The organism is Streptomyces sp. TP-A0874 (assembly GCF_001748085.1).
Lineage (GTDB): Bacteria > Actinomycetota > Actinomycetes > Streptomycetales > Streptomycetaceae > Streptomyces.
Genome location: NZ_BBZK01000017.1, coordinates 18,614 through 33,378 on the forward strand (window position 1 = coordinate 18,614; position 14,765 = coordinate 33,378).

General features: G+C 71.8%; 12 protein-coding genes. 5 read left to right on the forward strand and 7 right to left on the reverse strand.

The features are described 5' to 3' along the window. Positions 1-58: 58 nt before the first annotated feature. Positions 59-4,732: an ATP-dependent helicase gene (locus BGP73_RS21620; protein WP_069817547.1), complete on the reverse strand. Its 4,674-nt coding sequence runs from the start codon at positions 4,730-4,732 to the stop codon at positions 59-61. Between the two features lie 176 nt (positions 4,733-4,908). Here BGP73_RS21620 and BGP73_RS21625 point away from each other — a divergent pair, with 176 nt between their 5' ends. The 3 genes from BGP73_RS21625 (at position 4,909) to BGP73_RS21635 (ending at position 6,273) form a co-directional block, all read left to right on the forward strand. Next, complete coding sequence (locus BGP73_RS21625) at positions 4,909-5,694, forward strand: AzlC family ABC transporter permease (protein ID WP_069817548.1); 786 nt, start codon at positions 4,909-4,911, stop codon at positions 5,692-5,694. Beyond that, the gene (locus BGP73_RS21630) at positions 5,691-5,999 is read left to right on the forward strand and encodes an AzlD domain-containing protein (protein WP_069817551.1); all 309 of its coding nucleotides are present in this window, start codon (positions 5,691-5,693) and stop codon (positions 5,997-5,999) included. The genes BGP73_RS21625 and BGP73_RS21630 overlap by 4 nt, the downstream gene beginning before the upstream one ends. 79 nt (positions 6,000-6,078) lie before the next feature. Further along, the gene (locus BGP73_RS21635; RefSeq protein WP_069817553.1) at positions 6,079-6,273 is read left to right on the forward strand and encodes a DUF3046 domain-containing protein; all 195 of its coding nucleotides are present in this window, start codon (positions 6,079-6,081) and stop codon (positions 6,271-6,273) included. A 29-nt stretch (positions 6,274-6,302) separates the two neighbouring features. On the opposite strand, the gene BGP73_RS21640 is transcribed toward BGP73_RS21635, so the two are convergent. Continuing rightward, positions 6,303-7,028, reverse strand: a complete 726-nt coding sequence (locus BGP73_RS21640) for a class I SAM-dependent methyltransferase (RefSeq protein ID WP_069817555.1) — start codon at positions 7,026-7,028, stop codon at positions 6,303-6,305. 329 nt (positions 7,029-7,357) lie between these two features. Here BGP73_RS21640 and recA point away from each other — a divergent pair, with 329 nt between their 5' ends. Both recA and recX read left to right on the forward strand, forming a co-directional pair. After that, positions 7,358-8,479, forward strand: coding sequence for a recombinase RecA (gene recA, locus BGP73_RS21645; RefSeq protein ID WP_069817557.1), 1,122 nt, complete (start codon positions 7,358-7,360; stop codon positions 8,477-8,479). Between the two features lie 98 nt (positions 8,480-8,577). Next, a complete protein-coding gene (recX, locus tag BGP73_RS21650; RefSeq protein WP_069817572.1) occupies positions 8,578-9,156 on the forward strand; it encodes a recombination regulator RecX in 579 nt (192 codons plus the stop codon). 86 nt (positions 9,157-9,242) lie between these two features. Here the strand turns inward: recX and BGP73_RS21655 are convergent, their stop codons facing one another. The 5 genes from BGP73_RS21655 to BGP73_RS21675 form a co-directional block, all read right to left on the reverse strand. Continuing rightward, the gene (locus tag BGP73_RS21655; protein ID WP_069817559.1) at positions 9,243-10,811 is read right to left on the reverse strand and encodes an FAD-dependent monooxygenase; all 1,569 of its coding nucleotides are present in this window, start codon (positions 10,809-10,811) and stop codon (positions 9,243-9,245) included. 160 nt (positions 10,812-10,971) lie between these two features. Then, the gene (locus BGP73_RS21660) at positions 10,972-12,015 is read right to left on the reverse strand and encodes an amino acid ABC transporter permease (protein ID WP_069817561.1); all 1,044 of its coding nucleotides are present in this window, start codon (positions 12,013-12,015) and stop codon (positions 10,972-10,974) included. Beyond that, positions 12,012-12,659, reverse strand: a complete 648-nt coding sequence (locus BGP73_RS21665; RefSeq protein ID WP_069817563.1) for an amino acid ABC transporter permease — start codon at positions 12,657-12,659, stop codon at positions 12,012-12,014. The genes BGP73_RS21660 and BGP73_RS21665 overlap by 4 nt, the downstream gene beginning before the upstream one ends. 126 nt (positions 12,660-12,785) lie before the next feature. Next, entirely contained in the window at positions 12,786-13,706 is a 921-nt protein-coding gene (locus BGP73_RS21670) for a glutamate ABC transporter substrate-binding protein (protein WP_069817566.1), read from the reverse strand. A gap of 53 nt (positions 13,707-13,759) precedes the next feature. After that, positions 13,760-14,536: an amino acid ABC transporter ATP-binding protein gene (locus BGP73_RS21675; protein WP_069817569.1), complete on the reverse strand. Its 777-nt coding sequence runs from the start codon at positions 14,534-14,536 to the stop codon at positions 13,760-13,762. Between the last annotated feature and the right edge of the window lie 229 nt (positions 14,537-14,765).

Sequence of the window (14,765 nt, forward strand, 5' to 3'; positions counted from 1 at the left end):
CTCCGCCCGCCCTACTACGGTGGGCGGAGCGCTCCCAGGCGGGCAGGGGAGCGCTGACTCAGGCGGCGCGGAGGCGCATGCCCCGGGGGGTGGCGTGGAAGCCGGCGGTCTCCAGCGCCGGACCCAGCGGAGAGGAGAGGGCGGCAGCGCCGTTGACCCGCTCCACCGTGATGGTGCCGAGCTCCCCCCGGGTGGCCGCCTGGGCCAGAGCCTCCACAGCTGGTGCGACGCTGGTGTCACCGCCGGACTCGCCGGTCTCTGACCAGCACAGCAGGGTCTTCCCGCCCCGCTCGAGGTAGAGCACCAACTCGCCGTCGACCAGCACCACCAAGGCTCCCGCCTTCCGGCCGGGGCGCTGAGCGGTGCCCGGCGGCGGCTCCGGCCAGGGGAGGGCGGCGCCGTAGGCGTTCGCCGGATCGGCGGCGGCGAGCAGGACCGCCCGTGACTGGCGAGCCGAGGGCGGTAGCCCCGGGAACGGGGAAAGGGCCGCGGAGCCCTCGCGCTCCCGGGCGGTGTTCGACGCCCGGAGCCGGTCGACGGCTCCTTCCATGGCGAACTGCGCGGCCCCCAGCCCCTCCACCACATAGCCCCGCCGGGCCTGCCCCGTCTCCTCGAAGGCGGACAGCACCCGGTAGGCGGCCGAGAAGCCTCCCGCCACCCCCTCGGCGGCCACCGCCCCCCGGGTGACCACTCCGTGCCGGTCCAGCAGGGTGTGAGCGAGGGCGTGCGCCCGGTGCGTCGGTTCGGTCTCCCGCTGGGGCAGCAGCGACCACCGGCCGGCGACGGTCGGCGGGCCGCTGCGTGAAGCGGTGGGGCGGAGCGAGGGCCTGGCGAGTGAGCCGTAGCGCCCCCGCGGAACCGACCGCTTGGCCCGGTGGGCGGTGGCCCCGGCCGTACGGCCCGATCCCAGGAGCGAGCGCAGTGGCGACAGGGTGTCGTTGGTCAACAGGCCGGCCCAGGCGAGGTCCCAGACCGCCGCGGCCAGTTGGGCGTCGGCGCAGTCCGGTTCGCTGATCCTGACCTGCTCGGCGATCTGGTGGAAGAACAGCCCGTAGCCGCCGGAGAGCGAGTTGAGCACCGCCTGGTGGACCGGTGTGAGTTCCAGCGGGTGCGGTTCGGGGAGCAGCAGCGGCGCGGCCTCCGTGAGGAACAGCGTCACCCAGCCGTCCTTGCCCGGGAGCGCGCCGGCACCCGCCCAGACGACCTCCCCCGCGCTGGTCAGCTCGTCCAGGAGACCGGGGGAGTAGTCGGCGACCCGGGAGGGGAGCACCAGCCGCTCCAGGGCGGAGGCGGGCACCGGGGCACCCTGCAACTGCTCCACGGCGCGTGCCAGGCCGTCGACCCCGCGCAGGCCGCGGTCGGTGACGTGCTGCCACTGGGGGAGGAAGGAGCCGAGGACGGCGGGCGGCACCGGTTCCAGCTCTTGGCGGAGCGAGGCCAGCGACCGGCGGCGCAGCCGCCGCAGTACCGAGCTGTCGCACCACTCCTGCCCCGCTCCGGCGGGATGGAACTCGCCCTGGACCACCCGGCCGGCCGAGGCGAGCCGCTGGAGTGCGCCCTCGGTGACCGCCACGCCCAGTCCGAACCGCTCCGCCGCGACAGCGGAGGTGAAGGGGCCGTGGGTGCGGGCGTAGCGGGCGAGGAGGTCGCCGAGCGGGTCCTTGACCGGTTCGGTGAACGCCTCCGGAACACCGACCGGCAGGGCGGTGCCCAGGGCGTCCCGCAGCCGTCCCGCGTCCTCGACCGCCGCCCAGTGCTCGGCGCCGGCGATCCGAACCCGGATGGCTCGCCGGGCCTCCGCCAGCTCGGTGGCCCAGCCGGGCTGCGCGCCGCGGTCGGCCAGCTCCGCCCCGGTGAGCGGGCCGAGGAGGCGTAGCAGATCGGCCACGCCTTCGGCGTCCTTCACCCTGCGGTCCTCGGTGCGCCACTGGAGTTCGCGCTCCAACTCCGTCAGCACCTCGGCGTCCAGCAGCTCCCGCAGCTCCGCCTGGCCCAGCAGCTCGGCCAGCAACCGGGAGTCCAGGGAGAGCGCGGCGGCCCGGCGTTCGGCGAGGGGCGAGTCGCCCTCGTAGAGGTACTGGGCGACGTAGCCGAAGAGCAGCGAGCGGGCGAACGGCGAGGGCTCGGGGGTGGTGACCTCCACCAGGCGGACCCGGCGGGCCTCGATGTCACCCATCAGCTCACGCAGCCCCGGGACGTCGAAGACGTCCTGGAGGCACTCCCGGACCGCTTCGAGGATGATCGGGAAGGAGCCGAACTCGCTCGCCACCTGCAGGAGCTGGGACGCTCGCTGCCGCTGCTGCCACAGCGGTGTGCGCCGCCGGGGATCGCGGCGGGGCAGCAGGAGGGCCCGGGCGGCGCACTCGCGGAAGCGGGCGGCGAACAGCGCCGAACCGCCGACCTGGTCGGTGACGACGCTCTCCACCTCGCCCTTGTCGAACACGACGTCGTCGGCCCCGACCGGGGAGCGCTCGGGATCGTGTTCGGGGGTGTCCACGTCGAGCAGGTCCAGGCCCATCAGCTCGGTGTCCGGCAGCCGCAGCACGATGCCGTCGTCGGCGTGCATGACCTGGGCCTCCACGCCGAACCGCTCCGCGAGCCGGGCCCCGACCGCCAGCGCCCAGGGGGCGTGTACCTGGGCGCCGAAGGGGGAGTGGACGACTACCCGCCAGTCACCGAGTTCGTCCCGGAAGCGTTCGACGACGATGGTCCGGTCGTCCGGGACGTGGCCGCAGGCGCGCCGCTGCTCCTCGAGGTAGGCGAGGAGGTTGTCCGACGCCCAGGCGTCCAGGCCGGTGGCGAGCAGTCGGAGTCGGGCGTCCTCCGCCGGGAGGGCGCCGATCTCCCGCAGGAAGCCGCCCACCGCGCGGCCGAGCTCCAGTGGGCGGCCGAGCTGGTCGCCCTTCCAGAACGGCAGCCGACCGGGCACCCCCGGGGCAGGCGTGACCAGCACCCGGTCCCGGGTGATGTCCTCGATCCGCCAGCTGGTGGTGCCGAGGGTGAAGACGTCGCCCACCCGGGACTCGTAGACCATCTCCTCGTCGAGCTCGCCGACCCGGCCACCGCCCTTCTTGGGGTCGGCGCCGGCGAGGAACACCCCGAACAGGCCGCGGTCCGGGATGGTGCCGCCCGAGGTGACCGCGAGCCGCTGGGCCCCCGGCCGACCCGAGACGGTGTCGGCCACCCGGTCCCAGACGAGGCGCGGGCGCAGCTCCGCGAAGGCGTCCGAGGGGTAGCGGCCGGCCAGCATGTCCAGCACACCGGTGAAGGCCGACTCCGGCAGCCCGGCGAAGGGTGCGGCCCGCCGCACCAGCGCCAGCAGTTCCGCCACGTCCCAGACGTCCATCGCGGCCATCGCGACGATTTGCTGGGCCAGCACGTCCAGCGGGTTCGCCGGGACCTTCAGCGCCTCGATCGCGCCAGAACGCATCCGCTCGGTGACCACCGCGGCCTGGACCAGGTCCCCCCGGTACTTGGGGAAGACCACCCCGGTGGAGACGGCACCGACCTGGTGCCCGGCCCGGCCCACCCGCTGGAGCCCGGAGGCGACCGAGGGCGGCGACTCGACCTGCACCACCAGGTCGACGGCGCCCATGTCGATGCCCAGCTCCAGGCTGGAGGTGGCGACGACGGCCGGCAGCCGGCCGGCCTTGAGCTCCTCCTCCACCTGGGCGCGCTGCTCCTTGGAGACCGATCCGTGGTGGGCCCGGGCGAGCAGCGCGGGGGCCCCCGAGGCGGCGCCCGAACCGCCCATCAGCTCGGCAGGCGAGTGGTCCTCCGGCAGCGGCTCGCCGGTGGCGCGCTCGTAGCCGATCTCGTTCAGCCGGTTGCACAGCCGCTCGGCCAGCCGCCGGGAGTTGGCGAAGACGATCGTGGAGCGGTGGGACCGCACCAGATCGGTGATCCGCTCCTCGACGTGGGGCCAGATCGACGGCCGCCGGACGGCCTCGGAGTCGGCGTCCCGCGCCGGGGCCCCGCCCAACTCGCCGAGGTCCTCGACCGGGACCACCACCGAAAGGTCGAACTCCTTCGCGGAGGGCGGTTGCACGATCCTCGCCCCGCGCTGCGGCGAGAGGAAGCGGGCGACCTCCTCCACCGGGCGTACGGTGGCCGACAGCCCGATGCGCCGGGCCGGACGGGGCAGCAGCTCGTCCAGCCGCTCCAGGGAGAGGGCCAGGTGGGCGCCCCGTTTGGTGCCGGCCACGGCGTGTACCTCGTCGAGGATCACCGTCTCCACCCCGGCCAGGGCCTCCCGAGCCGACGAGGTCAGCATCAGGAAGAGCGACTCGGGGGTGGTGATCAGGATGTCCGGCGGGCGGTTGGTGATGGAGCGGCGCTCCGCGGCCGGGGTGTCGCCGGAGCGGATGGCGACCCGGATCTCCGGTTCGGGCAGCCCGAGGCGGACGGACTCCTGCCGGACGCCGGTGAGCGGACTGCGGAGGTTCCGCTCGACATCCACGGCGAGGGCCTTCAGCGGGGAGACGTACAGCACCCGGCAGCGCCGCTTGGGTTCGGCCGGTGGCGGTGTGCTCGCCAACCGGTCCAGGGCGGCGAGGAAGGCGGCCAGGGTCTTGCCGGAGCCGGTGGGGGCGACCACCAGTACGTCCGAGCCCTCGCCGATCGCCTGCCAGGCCCCCTCCTGGGCGGCGGTGGGCTCGCTGAACGCCCCGGTGAACCAGGCGCGGGTCGCCGGGGAGAAGCTGCTGAGGGCCGAGTCCGGTCGCTCCGACATGCTTCCCATCGTGCACCCGGACACTGACAACGTGCAGGCAGCGGGGGCGGCGGCGTTCCGACCAGTGAGATCTTCGCCGGGCGGAGAGCGGCCGGTGGGCGGCTGCTCGTAGCGTGTCTGTTGTGAGAGCGCGAAGTGGTGTGAGAGGCAGGAGTGGCGGGCGGGGCCTTCCGGGTTTGGGACGGGTATCGGTCCGCTCGCTCTCCGGAGCGGACGCCGCGGTGGCGCGGGACGCGCTCGGCGTCGGGGTCGCCGTCGGGCTCTCGGGCTTCGCTTTCGGTGTGACGGCGGTGGGCGCCGGGCTCACCGTCCTGCAGAGCTGCGTGCTGAGCCTGCTGGTGTTCACCGGCGCCTCCCAGTTCGCTCTCGCCGGTGCGCTGGCCGCGGGCGGGAACCCGTTCACCGCGGCCGCCGGCGCGTTCTTCCTCGGTGTGCGGAACGCCTTCTACGGCCTGCGGCTGTCGCAGTTGCTCCGGCTGCCCCGCGCGATCCGCCCGTTCGCGGCGCAGTGGGTCATCGACGAGACGTCCGTGGTCGCGCTGGCCCAGGACAGCACCCGGCGGGCCAGGATCGGGTTCACCGTCACGGGCATCACGGTGTACGTGCTGTGGAATCTGACCACCCTGCTCGGGGCGCTCGGCGCGGCGGCGCTCGGAGACCCCCGCGCCTGGGGGCTGGACGCGGCGAGCCCCGCGGTCTTCCTCGCCCTGCTCTCCCCCATGCTCCGCAGCGGTGTCGAACGCGCGGTGGCCGGGCTCGCCGTGGTGTTCGCGCTGGTCGGCGTGGTGCTGCTGCCGGCCGGGGCACCGGTGCTGGTGTCGGCGCTCGCCGCACCCGCGGTGCTCGCCGCCCGCCGCCTCCTGGTCCCCGGGAGTTCGGGCGCGGAGGACGAGGCGCCCTCCGGTGCGGCGGAGGAGCCCGCGCGGTCCGGCGAAGAGGAGCAGAAGGAGAGGTCCCGTTGAACGTCTGGATCGCCATCGGCGTCACCGCCGTCGGCTGCTATCTGGTGAAGTTCCTGGGACTGTCCGTGCCCGCCGGGGCGCTTGAGCGGCCGGCGGTCAAGAGGCTGGCGGCGCTGCTGCCCATCGCGCTGCTGGCCGCGCTCACCGCCGAGCAGGCCTTCGGGGACGGCGGGCGGTTGACGCTGGACGCGCGGGCGCTCGGGGTGGGGGCGGCCGGGTTGGCCTTGCTGCTGCGCGCTCCCTTCCTCGTGGTGATCGGGGTGGCGGTCGCGGTGACCGCCGGGGCGCGGGCCTTCCTCGGGTGAGCGAAAGGGGGCGCGGCGGTCGTCCGGTCACGCCCCCGCGCTGTTCAGGTCAGCCGTCCTCCGGCGGGATACTGGTTGCATGCGGTTGACCGACTTCTGGCAGCGAATGGCGGAGCACTTCGGCGAGGGCTATGCCGACTCCTTCGCCCGGGACCACGTGATGTCCGAGCTGGGGGGACGGACCGTGTACGAGGCGCTGGACGCCGGGTGGGACGCCAAGGACGTGTGGCGCGCGGTCTGCGTGGCGGTGGACGTACCGCCCGAGAGGCGCTGAGCCCCGACCAGCGGTCGGGGCCGCCGCGATCACGGGCGTCGTGCCAGGAAGACGAGCTCCCTCCCCGGTCGGTCGGGCGCGTCGCGTACCTCGTCCACCACGTAGCCCTGCTCGACGAGATCCCGCTCGACCTCGTCCCGCTCCCGGAAGCGCAACGTCGAATCCGAGGTCAGCACCTCGCCGTCCGCGGCGAAGACGTAGGTCCAGCGGAACGTCACCAGTGGCCCGCTCACGTCGATCACCCGGACCCAGCTCTCCACGGCGCCGACGCCCGGAACCTCCGTCACGCTGTGGGAGTTGTCGCGGCTCCACTCCTCCCAGGCGCGTCGGGCCGGATCGCGGGTCTCGAAGACGAGGCGCCCGCCGGGCCGGAGCGCTCCGTGGGCTCCCCGCAGCGTCTGCCGCCAGCTCTCCGGACCGGTGATGGCCTGGGCGACGTTCGCCGTCATCGTCACCAGGTCGACCCGGAGCGGCGGCGGGTCTGTCGCGTCGCCGCAGATCCAGCGCGCTCGGTCGGCGCCCGGTTTGGCCCGCGCGATCTCGACGGACGCCAGGGCCGGATCGACGCCGACGACCTCGAGACCGCGGTCCGCCAGGAGCAGAGCGAACACCCCTGTGCCGCAGCCGATGTCCAGCACCCGGCGGGCGCCGAACTCCTCCGCCATCCGCAGGTAGGCGTCGAGATCGCTGCGGTCGGGGTCGAGCGGGTCGTAGAGGGCGGCGAGCCGGGGATGGGTGAAGCAGGTGTCGGTCATACCGCCGAACCTGAAGGGTGGCCGGGACGGCTGCCGAGCCGTTTTCCTGTCCCTCCCAGGGTGCCGCCGCCCGCCTGGCGGTTGCGTCCATGTCCCAGGCCTCGCCTGCCGCACGGTGTTCTGTGCCACCGGCCGGTGAGCCGCCCGGCGGCTGAGTGGCGCCGCCTGGGGTGGGCTGCGGGCTGACTTGACAAGGAAATCGAACATCTATTCATATGGGTTGGCGGCCGAGTTATCCACAGGTCGACAAGCGCCCGGGCACGTTGTCAGTGGCAGGCGTTAGCGTCGTGGACGTGAAGCGATCGACTCAAGCAAACCGGGTGGAGCCCATGGCAGGTACCGACCGCGAGAAGGCGCTCGACGCCGCGCTCGCGCAGATTGAACGGCAATTCGGCAAGGGCGCCGTCATGCGCCTCGGTGATCGGCCGAACGATCCCATCGAGGTGATTTCCACCGGTTCCACCGCGCTCGACGTCGCGCTCGGGGTGGGAGGGCTGCCGCGCGGCCGGGTGGTCGAGGTCTACGGTCCGGAGTCCTCCGGTAAGACGACCCTCACCCTGCACGCCGTCGCCAACGCTCAGAAGGCCGGCGGCACCGTCGCCTTCGTGGACGCCGAGCATGCGTTGGACCCGGAGTACGCCAAGGCGCTCGGAGTCGACACCGACAGCCTCATCCTCTCCCAGCCGGACAACGGTGAGCAGGCGCTGGAGATCGTCGACATGCTGGTCCGCTCCGGGGCGCTCGACCTCATCGTCATCGACTCGGTTGCCGCGCTGGTGCCGCGGGCCGAGATCGAGGGCGAGATGGGCGACTCTCACGTCGGTCTCCAGGCCCGGCTGATGAGTCAGGCGCTGCGTAAGATCACCAGCGCGCTGCACCAGTCGAAGACCACCGCGATCTTCATCAACCAGCTCCGCGAGAAGATCGGTGTCATGTTCGGCTCGCCGGAGACGACCACCGGTGGTCGGGCGCTGAAGTTCTACGCCTCGGTGCGGATCGACATCCGTCGGATCGAGACGCTGAAGGACGGCACCGAGGCGGTCGGGAACCGTACCCGCTGCAAGATCGTGAAGAACAAGGTCGCACCCCCCTTCAAGCAGGCCGAGTTCGACATCCTCTACGGCCAGGGCATCAGCCGGGAGGGCGGCCTGATCGACATGGGGGTCGAGCACGGCTTCATCCGCAAGTCCGGCGCCTGGTACACCTACGGCGGCGATCAGCTGGGCCAGGGCAAGGAGAACGCCCGCAACTTCCTCAAGGACAACCCCGGTCTGGCCGACGAGGTCGAAGCGAAGATCAAGGAGAAGCTGGGCATCGGGGTCAAGCCGGATGCCAAGCCGGAGGCCGAGGAGGATGCCGCTCCCGCGGTTGCGGCGTCCGCGGCCAAGGCGGTACCCGCCGCGGCGAGCCGGGCCACCAAGGCCTCCAAGGCCGCTGCGGCCAAGAGCTAGCGGTGCCGCGGCGGACCGGACGACCCCGCGGCGCCGACGAGGACGCCAGCGGAGGGCCGAGCACCGGCGAGCTCGGTAGTGAGGAGTCGAGCGCCGCTGTGGGCGGTGCCGCGGACCTCGCCCAGAACGGCGTTGGTCCCTGCACGTCGAGGGCCGGGCAGGGACCAACGCGCAGCCCCGAGGAGCAGGCGCGGGCTATCTGCCTGCGGCTGCTCACCGGGTCCCCCCGCACCCGAGGACAGCTGCTGGACGCGCTGCGCCGACGAGGCATCCCCGGCCAGGCCGCCGAGGCGGTGCTGGCACGCTTCACGGAGGTCGGCCTCATCGACGACGCGGCCTTCGCCGAGGCGTGGGTGGAATCCCGGCACCACAGCCGGGGGCTCGCCCGCCGGGCGCTCGCCCGCGAACTGCGGGGCAGAGGCGTGGCGCCGCCCCTCGTCGACCAGGCCGTGGGGCAGCTCGATCCCGAGCAGGAGGAGCGCACCGCCCGTGCGCTCGTGGACCGCAAACTGCGGGCCACCCGTGGCCTGGAGCCGGAGAAGCGGCTGCGGCGACTGGCGGGCATGCTGGGACGGAAGGGCTACCCCGAGGGACTCGCGCTGCGGGTGATCAGGCAGGCGCTGGCGGCGGAGGGGGAGGACGGCGAGCTGCTGGACCAGCACTTCCCCGACCACTGAGGTCGCTCGGTCCTTCGGAGCCCGGCAGCTCCACCCGGGACCCCCGGCATCGGGGGCGCAGCTCCGGCCGACCGCCTCAGCTGCGGTCACGGGTCCCGGCTTACCGCACCGCCCCGTGCCGCGTCCGCGCACTCGTGCAGCTGGGACGGGTGGACGCCGGCCATCGCCGTCACCAGGTGCCCGTCGGGGCGGATCAGCAGCACGGTGTGGGCGGCGGCCCCGGGGTAACTCTCGGCCACCAGGAACTCGGCCGGAACGGGCAGTGTGGTCACCGCCTCGGTGAGCCGTGGCATCAGCCCGGCGTCCAGCCAGTGCCGGTGATCCCAGACGGCAGTACCGGGGGCGATCAGCAGCACCAGCATCCGACCGCCCAGCAGGTCGTGGAGCCGGGCCGCCGAGCCATCGGAGGTGATGACCTCGACATCCGCCACCTGGGCGCCCACGCTGGTGTCCACCGAGGTCGAGGAGGCGGGCGGTGGCGGGACGAGAGGGGAGTCCGCGTGGACCGGCGACGCCCCGAGCGGTCCACTGCCGAGGTGCCCGCCGGTGAGGAGATCCTCCTGGGATCGCGCGGCACCGGGCAGCAGGGAACGGCGCACGGCGGGCCAGGTGCCTTCGGAACGGAGCAGCGGCAGCAACTGGTCGGTGGCGCGCAGTCGGGCGCCCACCGCCGACCGGCGCTCCGCCTGGTAGCTGTCGAGCAGCTGCTCCGAAGCCCCCTGATGCCAGGCGAGGGCGAGCTTCCAGACCAGGTTGGCGACGTCGCTGAAACCCTCGTCGAGCTGTTGCGTGCCCAGGGAGCCCAGCAGGTGGGCGGCGTCGCCGGCGAGGAAGGCCCGGCCGACGCGCCAGCGTTGGGCGAGCCGGTGGTGCACGGTGTAGACGCCGGTGTCCAGCAACTCGTAGGGCGGCGTTCCCGCGGCGCCGCACCAGCCGTCCAGGGTCGCGCCGATACGGTCGAGCAACTCCTCCGGCGTGATGAGGTCCCCGCGGGAGGGCACCAACCAGTCGATCCGCCAGACCCCGTCGGGCAACGACCGGGCCAGCACCTCGCCGCCCCCGGGTGGCGAGCGGTGCAGTACGGCTTCGCCGGGCCAGGGAAGCTCGGTCCGCAACGCGGCGATGGCCTGCCTCTCCACCGAGGTGCGGCCCGGGAAGCGGACCTTGAGGAGCTTGCGCACCGTCGACCGCGGCCCGTCGCAGCCGATCAGGTAACTGCCGCGCCACCAGCGGCCGCCGGCGCCCTGGGTGAGTACCGACACCCCGGTCGGATCCTGTTCGAGGGTGTCCAACCGGCAGTCGGGGACGACCTCCGCCAGGCTCTGCTCGGCCAGGGCCTCCCGCAGTCGGCGGGTGAGGGCGTGCTGGGGCAGGTGGAGTGGCGCCCGCGTACCGAGGTCCTGATGCCGGACGGACTGCCGGCGGTGCAGCATTCGCCAGGCCGACCAGTGCGTCCCCTCGGCGGAGAGCCCGGTGCAGCCGATCCGTGTCAGGAACGCCGCGGTCTCCGGGCGGAGCACGGTGGTGCGGGCGGCGCGCTCCACCTCGGTCTGCGGGCCCTCGTCGAGCAGCACCGTGGGAACGCCCAGCCGTGCGAGGGCCAGGGCGGTGCTGAGGCCGACCGGGCCGGCACCGGCGACGATCACCGGGTCCACGAGGCCGTCCCCTCGACCGGTCGGGTCTGGCGGGAGCTGGCGGCGGAAGCCCGATTGACGATCACAGAACGTATGCAATCCACTGGGGGTGCGCTCGTCAAGTGAGAGGGGCGGTGGCCGCAGGCCACCGCCCCCTCGTCAGTCAACTCCGGTCAGGTCCTCAAGGGTTGGGATGCTCGGGCGGGGGTGGAGCGTCCGCCTTGTGGAGTGGGCCGCTGCCCCGACCGCCGTCACCGGCCGAAGCCGCCGCACCGTCGGGGCCGGTCCCCGCGGCCACGGGAGCGGCCGGCGCGGTGTCCGACATCTCCACCAGGCCCGGTGCCTCCCCCGGCTCGGCCGCCGCGGCGACCACGATTCCCGTCTTCGCCCGCCGGCCCCGCTTCTCGATCCAGGTGGCGAGCGCGGACAGGGCGAGGCAGAGCGCGATGTAGATCGCGCCGATGACGATGATCACCGGGACGTAGGGGTAGTTCCCGTCGACCAGCGTGTTACCGGCGATGAGCCGCGCGGTCTGAAGCAGCTCCGGGTAGAGGATGATGAAGCCCAGGGAGGTGTCCTTGAGCGTCACCACCAGTTGGCTGATGATCGTCGGCAGCATCGACCGCACCGCCTGCGGAAGCAGGACGGTCACCATGACCTGCGACTTCCGCATACCCAGTGCGTAGGCGGCTTCTCCCTGGCCCGGGGGAACCGCGCCGACGCCGGCCCGCAGCACCTCGGCCTGCACACAGCCGTTGTAGATGGCCAGACCGAGGATCAGAGCCCACATCGGGGTCATCTCGACGTTCCCCGGCAGGTGGAGCACGTCCGACCACAGGGTGTCGACGAGTCCGACCCAGAGGGCGAAGATCGTGATCAGCAGCGGGATGGAGCGGAACAACTCGACGAAACCGGTGGCCAGCCAGCGCACCGGGCGGTGGTCCGAGAGCCTGCCGACGGCCAGCACCACGGCGAGCACCAGTGAGAGCACGGCGGCGAGCGCGAACACCTTGAGCGTGGCGACCAGGCCGTCGAGGATGTTCTGCCGGATACCGGAGTAGTTGAAGATGTCCCACATCGCCGGGGCGACCTCGCCCTTGGCGATCAGCCGGACCACGATCGCCGCCAGCGCCCCCACGACGAGCAGGGAGCAGGCGACCGTGTAGAGGCGGTTGCGCCGCCGGGCCTTGGGGCCCGGCGCGTCGTAGAGAACGCTCGCGCTCATCGGGCTACCTCCAGGCGGCGCTCGAGCAGCCGGAAGAGGCCGCTGATGGTGAAGGTGATGATCAGGTAGGCGAGGGTGATCCAGATGAAGATCAGGCCGATCTCCAGGCCGTCGTTGCTGAGCGTCTTCTGGATGTTGAAGAGCTCCACGTTGTTGAAGGCCCCGGCGATCGCCGTGTTCTTGGTGAGCGCGATGAGGATGCTGCTCAGCGGGGGGACCACGCTCCGGGTGGCCTGCGGGACCACCACGATCCGCATGGACTGCATGAAGCTCATCCCGATGGAGCGGGCCGCCTCGGCCTGCCCCATCGGCACCGTGTTGAAGCCGGAGCGCACCGCTTCGCAGACGAAGGACGAGGTGTAGACGCCCAGGGCACACATGGCCAGCAGGAAGGAGTTGATTCCCGGGAAGAGGATCCTCGGTACGACGAAGAAGGCCACGAGGAACAGCAGGGTCAGCGGAGTGTTCTGCAGCAGCGTCACCCAGGCTGTGCCGAAGGCGCGCAGCGGCGCCACCGGGGAGACCCGGAAACCGGCTATCACCACGCCCAGCACCAAGGCGAGCAGGGCGCTGGTCACGGTGAGGGTGACGGTGCCGATGAAGCCTTCCCGGAACAGCGCAAGATTGTCGAGCAGTACGTTCATGAGGTCTCCGCGGGGGCGGGCGTCGGCGGTCGGTCGGACAGGGCCTGAACGGCGCTTGAGCGGGGCCGTGCCCCGTACGGGGCTTGCGTACGGGGCACGGGCACCCGGATGCCCTCAGAAGGGGCGTCAGTCGCGCTCGAGGGCCGGCGGCTCGATGTAGTCCGAACCCGAGAGCCCCAGCGTGGCCTCGTAGGCCTTCTTGTAGTCGCCGTTCTTCTCGTGTGCCTCGAGGGAGTCCAGCAGGGCGGTCTGGAGCGCCTTGTCGCCCTTCTTGAGACCGATGCCGTACGGCTCGTCGCTGAAGGTGTCGCCGACGACCTTCAGGTTCTTCGGGTTCTGGGCGGCGTAGCCCTTGAGGATCGCGTCGTCGGTGGTGACGGCGTCGACCTGCCCGTCGATGAGCTGCTTGACGCAGTCCGAGTACTTGCCGAGTTCGGTGACCTTCGCACCGTACTTCGGCTGCTTGATGGTCTGCAGCGGAGTGGAGCCGACGATGGAGCAGACCTTCTTGCCCTTGACCGTGTCCGGCCCGGTGATCTCCTTCTCGTCCTTGCGGACGAGCAGCGAGGCACCGGCGTGGTAGTACGGGCCGGCGAAGTCGATCTGCTTCTTCCGCTCGTCGTTCATGGTGTAGGTGCCGATCATCAGATCGACGTCACCCTTGGCGACCGCGGTCTCACGGGCACCGGAGTCGACGGTCTTCCACTCGATCTGCTTGGGGGAGAAGCCGAGGTCCGCCGCGACCATCTTGGCGATCTCGATGTCGAAGCCGGAGCGCTCCTTGGTCGCCTGGTCCTCGAAGCCGAGGTAGGGCTGGTCGGCCTTGGCGCCGATGACGATCTTGCCGCGCTTCTGGGCCGCCTTGACCACCGGCGAGTCCACGTCGACGTCCTTCGCCACCGAGTACTCGGGAAGCTTGGGGGCCTCCTCGCCCGAGGCGCCGCCGGGCTTGTCGCCGGCGGAGCCTTCCTTGCCGCCGCAGGCGGTGGCGGCGGCGGTCAGGGCCAGGACCACGGCGGCGGCCGCGGCAGTTCTACGGATCTTCACGGTAAACATCCTTTTCCTGTCATCGGGCGTCGTTCAGCCCGGAGCGGCAGCGGTCAGTGGTGGAGGATCTTCGAGAGGAAGTCCTTGGCACGGTCGCTGCGGGGGTTGTTGAAGAACTGGTCGGGCTGCGCCTCTTCGATGATCCGGCCGTCCGCCATGAAGACCACGCGGTTCGCGGCGGACCGTGCGAAACCCATCTCGTGGGTGACGACGACCATGGTCATGCCGTCCCGGGCGAGCTGCTGCATGACCTCCAGCACCTCGTTGATCATCTCGGGGTCGAGCGCCGAGGTCGGCTCGTCGAAGAGCATCACCTTCGGGTCCATGGCCAGCGCGCGGGCGATCGCCACGCGCTGCTGCTGGCCACCGGACAGCTGCGCCGGGTACTTGGCGGCCTGGGTGCCAACCCCCACCCGGTCGAGCAGCTCGCGGGCCCTGGTCTCGGCGGCCTTCTTGTCCTTCCGCCGGACCTTGATCTGGCCCAGCATGACGTTCTCCAGCACCGTCTTGTGGGCGAAGAGGTTGAACGACTGGAAGACCATGCCGACATCGGCGCGCAGCCGCGCGAGCTCGCGTCCCTCCTGGGGCAGCGGCTTGCCGTCAATGCTGATGGAGCCGGAGTCGATCGTCTCCAGCCGGTTGATCGTGCGGCACAGTGTCGACTTGCCGGACCCGGACGGCCCGATGACGACGACGACCTCGCCGCGCTTGATGGTCAAGTCGATGTCCTGGAGCACATGCAGCGCGCCGAAGTGCTTGTTGACGCTGGCCAGCACGACCAGGTCGTCCGTCTGCGGCGCCACGTCCTTGGTCACCGGTACTGCGGTCATCGAGCCTTGCTCCGTCCTCCTCGGTTGGGGGGACCTTAGTGATCCCGGTGAAGCATCGTCACCAGATCTGAGCGGAACTTGAGCATAACGATCCGGCCTCAACCGGGCCGGTGAGGATTGAGGGCCGCGTACGGAGAGTTGCCGCCCTTGGCTACCAGATCAGTAACGGATGCAAATCCCGGGTCGGCATACCCTTGACTGGCCGGCCCTCGTGGGGCTGGATTCCTCT

What these genes read in the sequence shown, in the direction of transcription:
- BGP73_RS21620 (WP_069817547.1), bottom strand. Translation starts at nt 4,732, where the DNA reads ATGTCGGAGCGACCGGACTCGGCCCTCAGCAGCTTCTCCCCGGCGACC.
- BGP73_RS21635 (WP_069817553.1), top strand. Translation starts at nt 6,079, where the DNA reads ATGCGGTTGACCGACTTCTGGCAGCGAATGGCGGAGCACTTCGGCGAG.
- BGP73_RS21640 (WP_069817555.1), bottom strand. Translation starts at nt 7,028, where the DNA reads ATGACCGACACCTGCTTCACCCATCCCCGGCTCGCCGCCCTCTACGAC.
- recA (WP_069817557.1), top strand. Translation starts at nt 7,358, where the DNA reads ATGGCAGGTACCGACCGCGAGAAGGCGCTCGACGCCGCGCTCGCGCAG.
- BGP73_RS21660 (WP_069817561.1), bottom strand. Translation starts at nt 12,015, where the DNA reads ATGAGCGCGAGCGTTCTCTACGACGCGCCGGGCCCCAAGGCCCGGCGG.
- BGP73_RS21665 (WP_069817563.1), bottom strand. Translation starts at nt 12,659, where the DNA reads ATGAACGTACTGCTCGACAATCTTGCGCTGTTCCGGGAAGGCTTCATC.
- BGP73_RS21675 (WP_069817569.1), bottom strand. Translation starts at nt 14,536, where the DNA reads ATGACCGCAGTACCGGTGACCAAGGACGTGGCGCCGCAGACGGACGAC.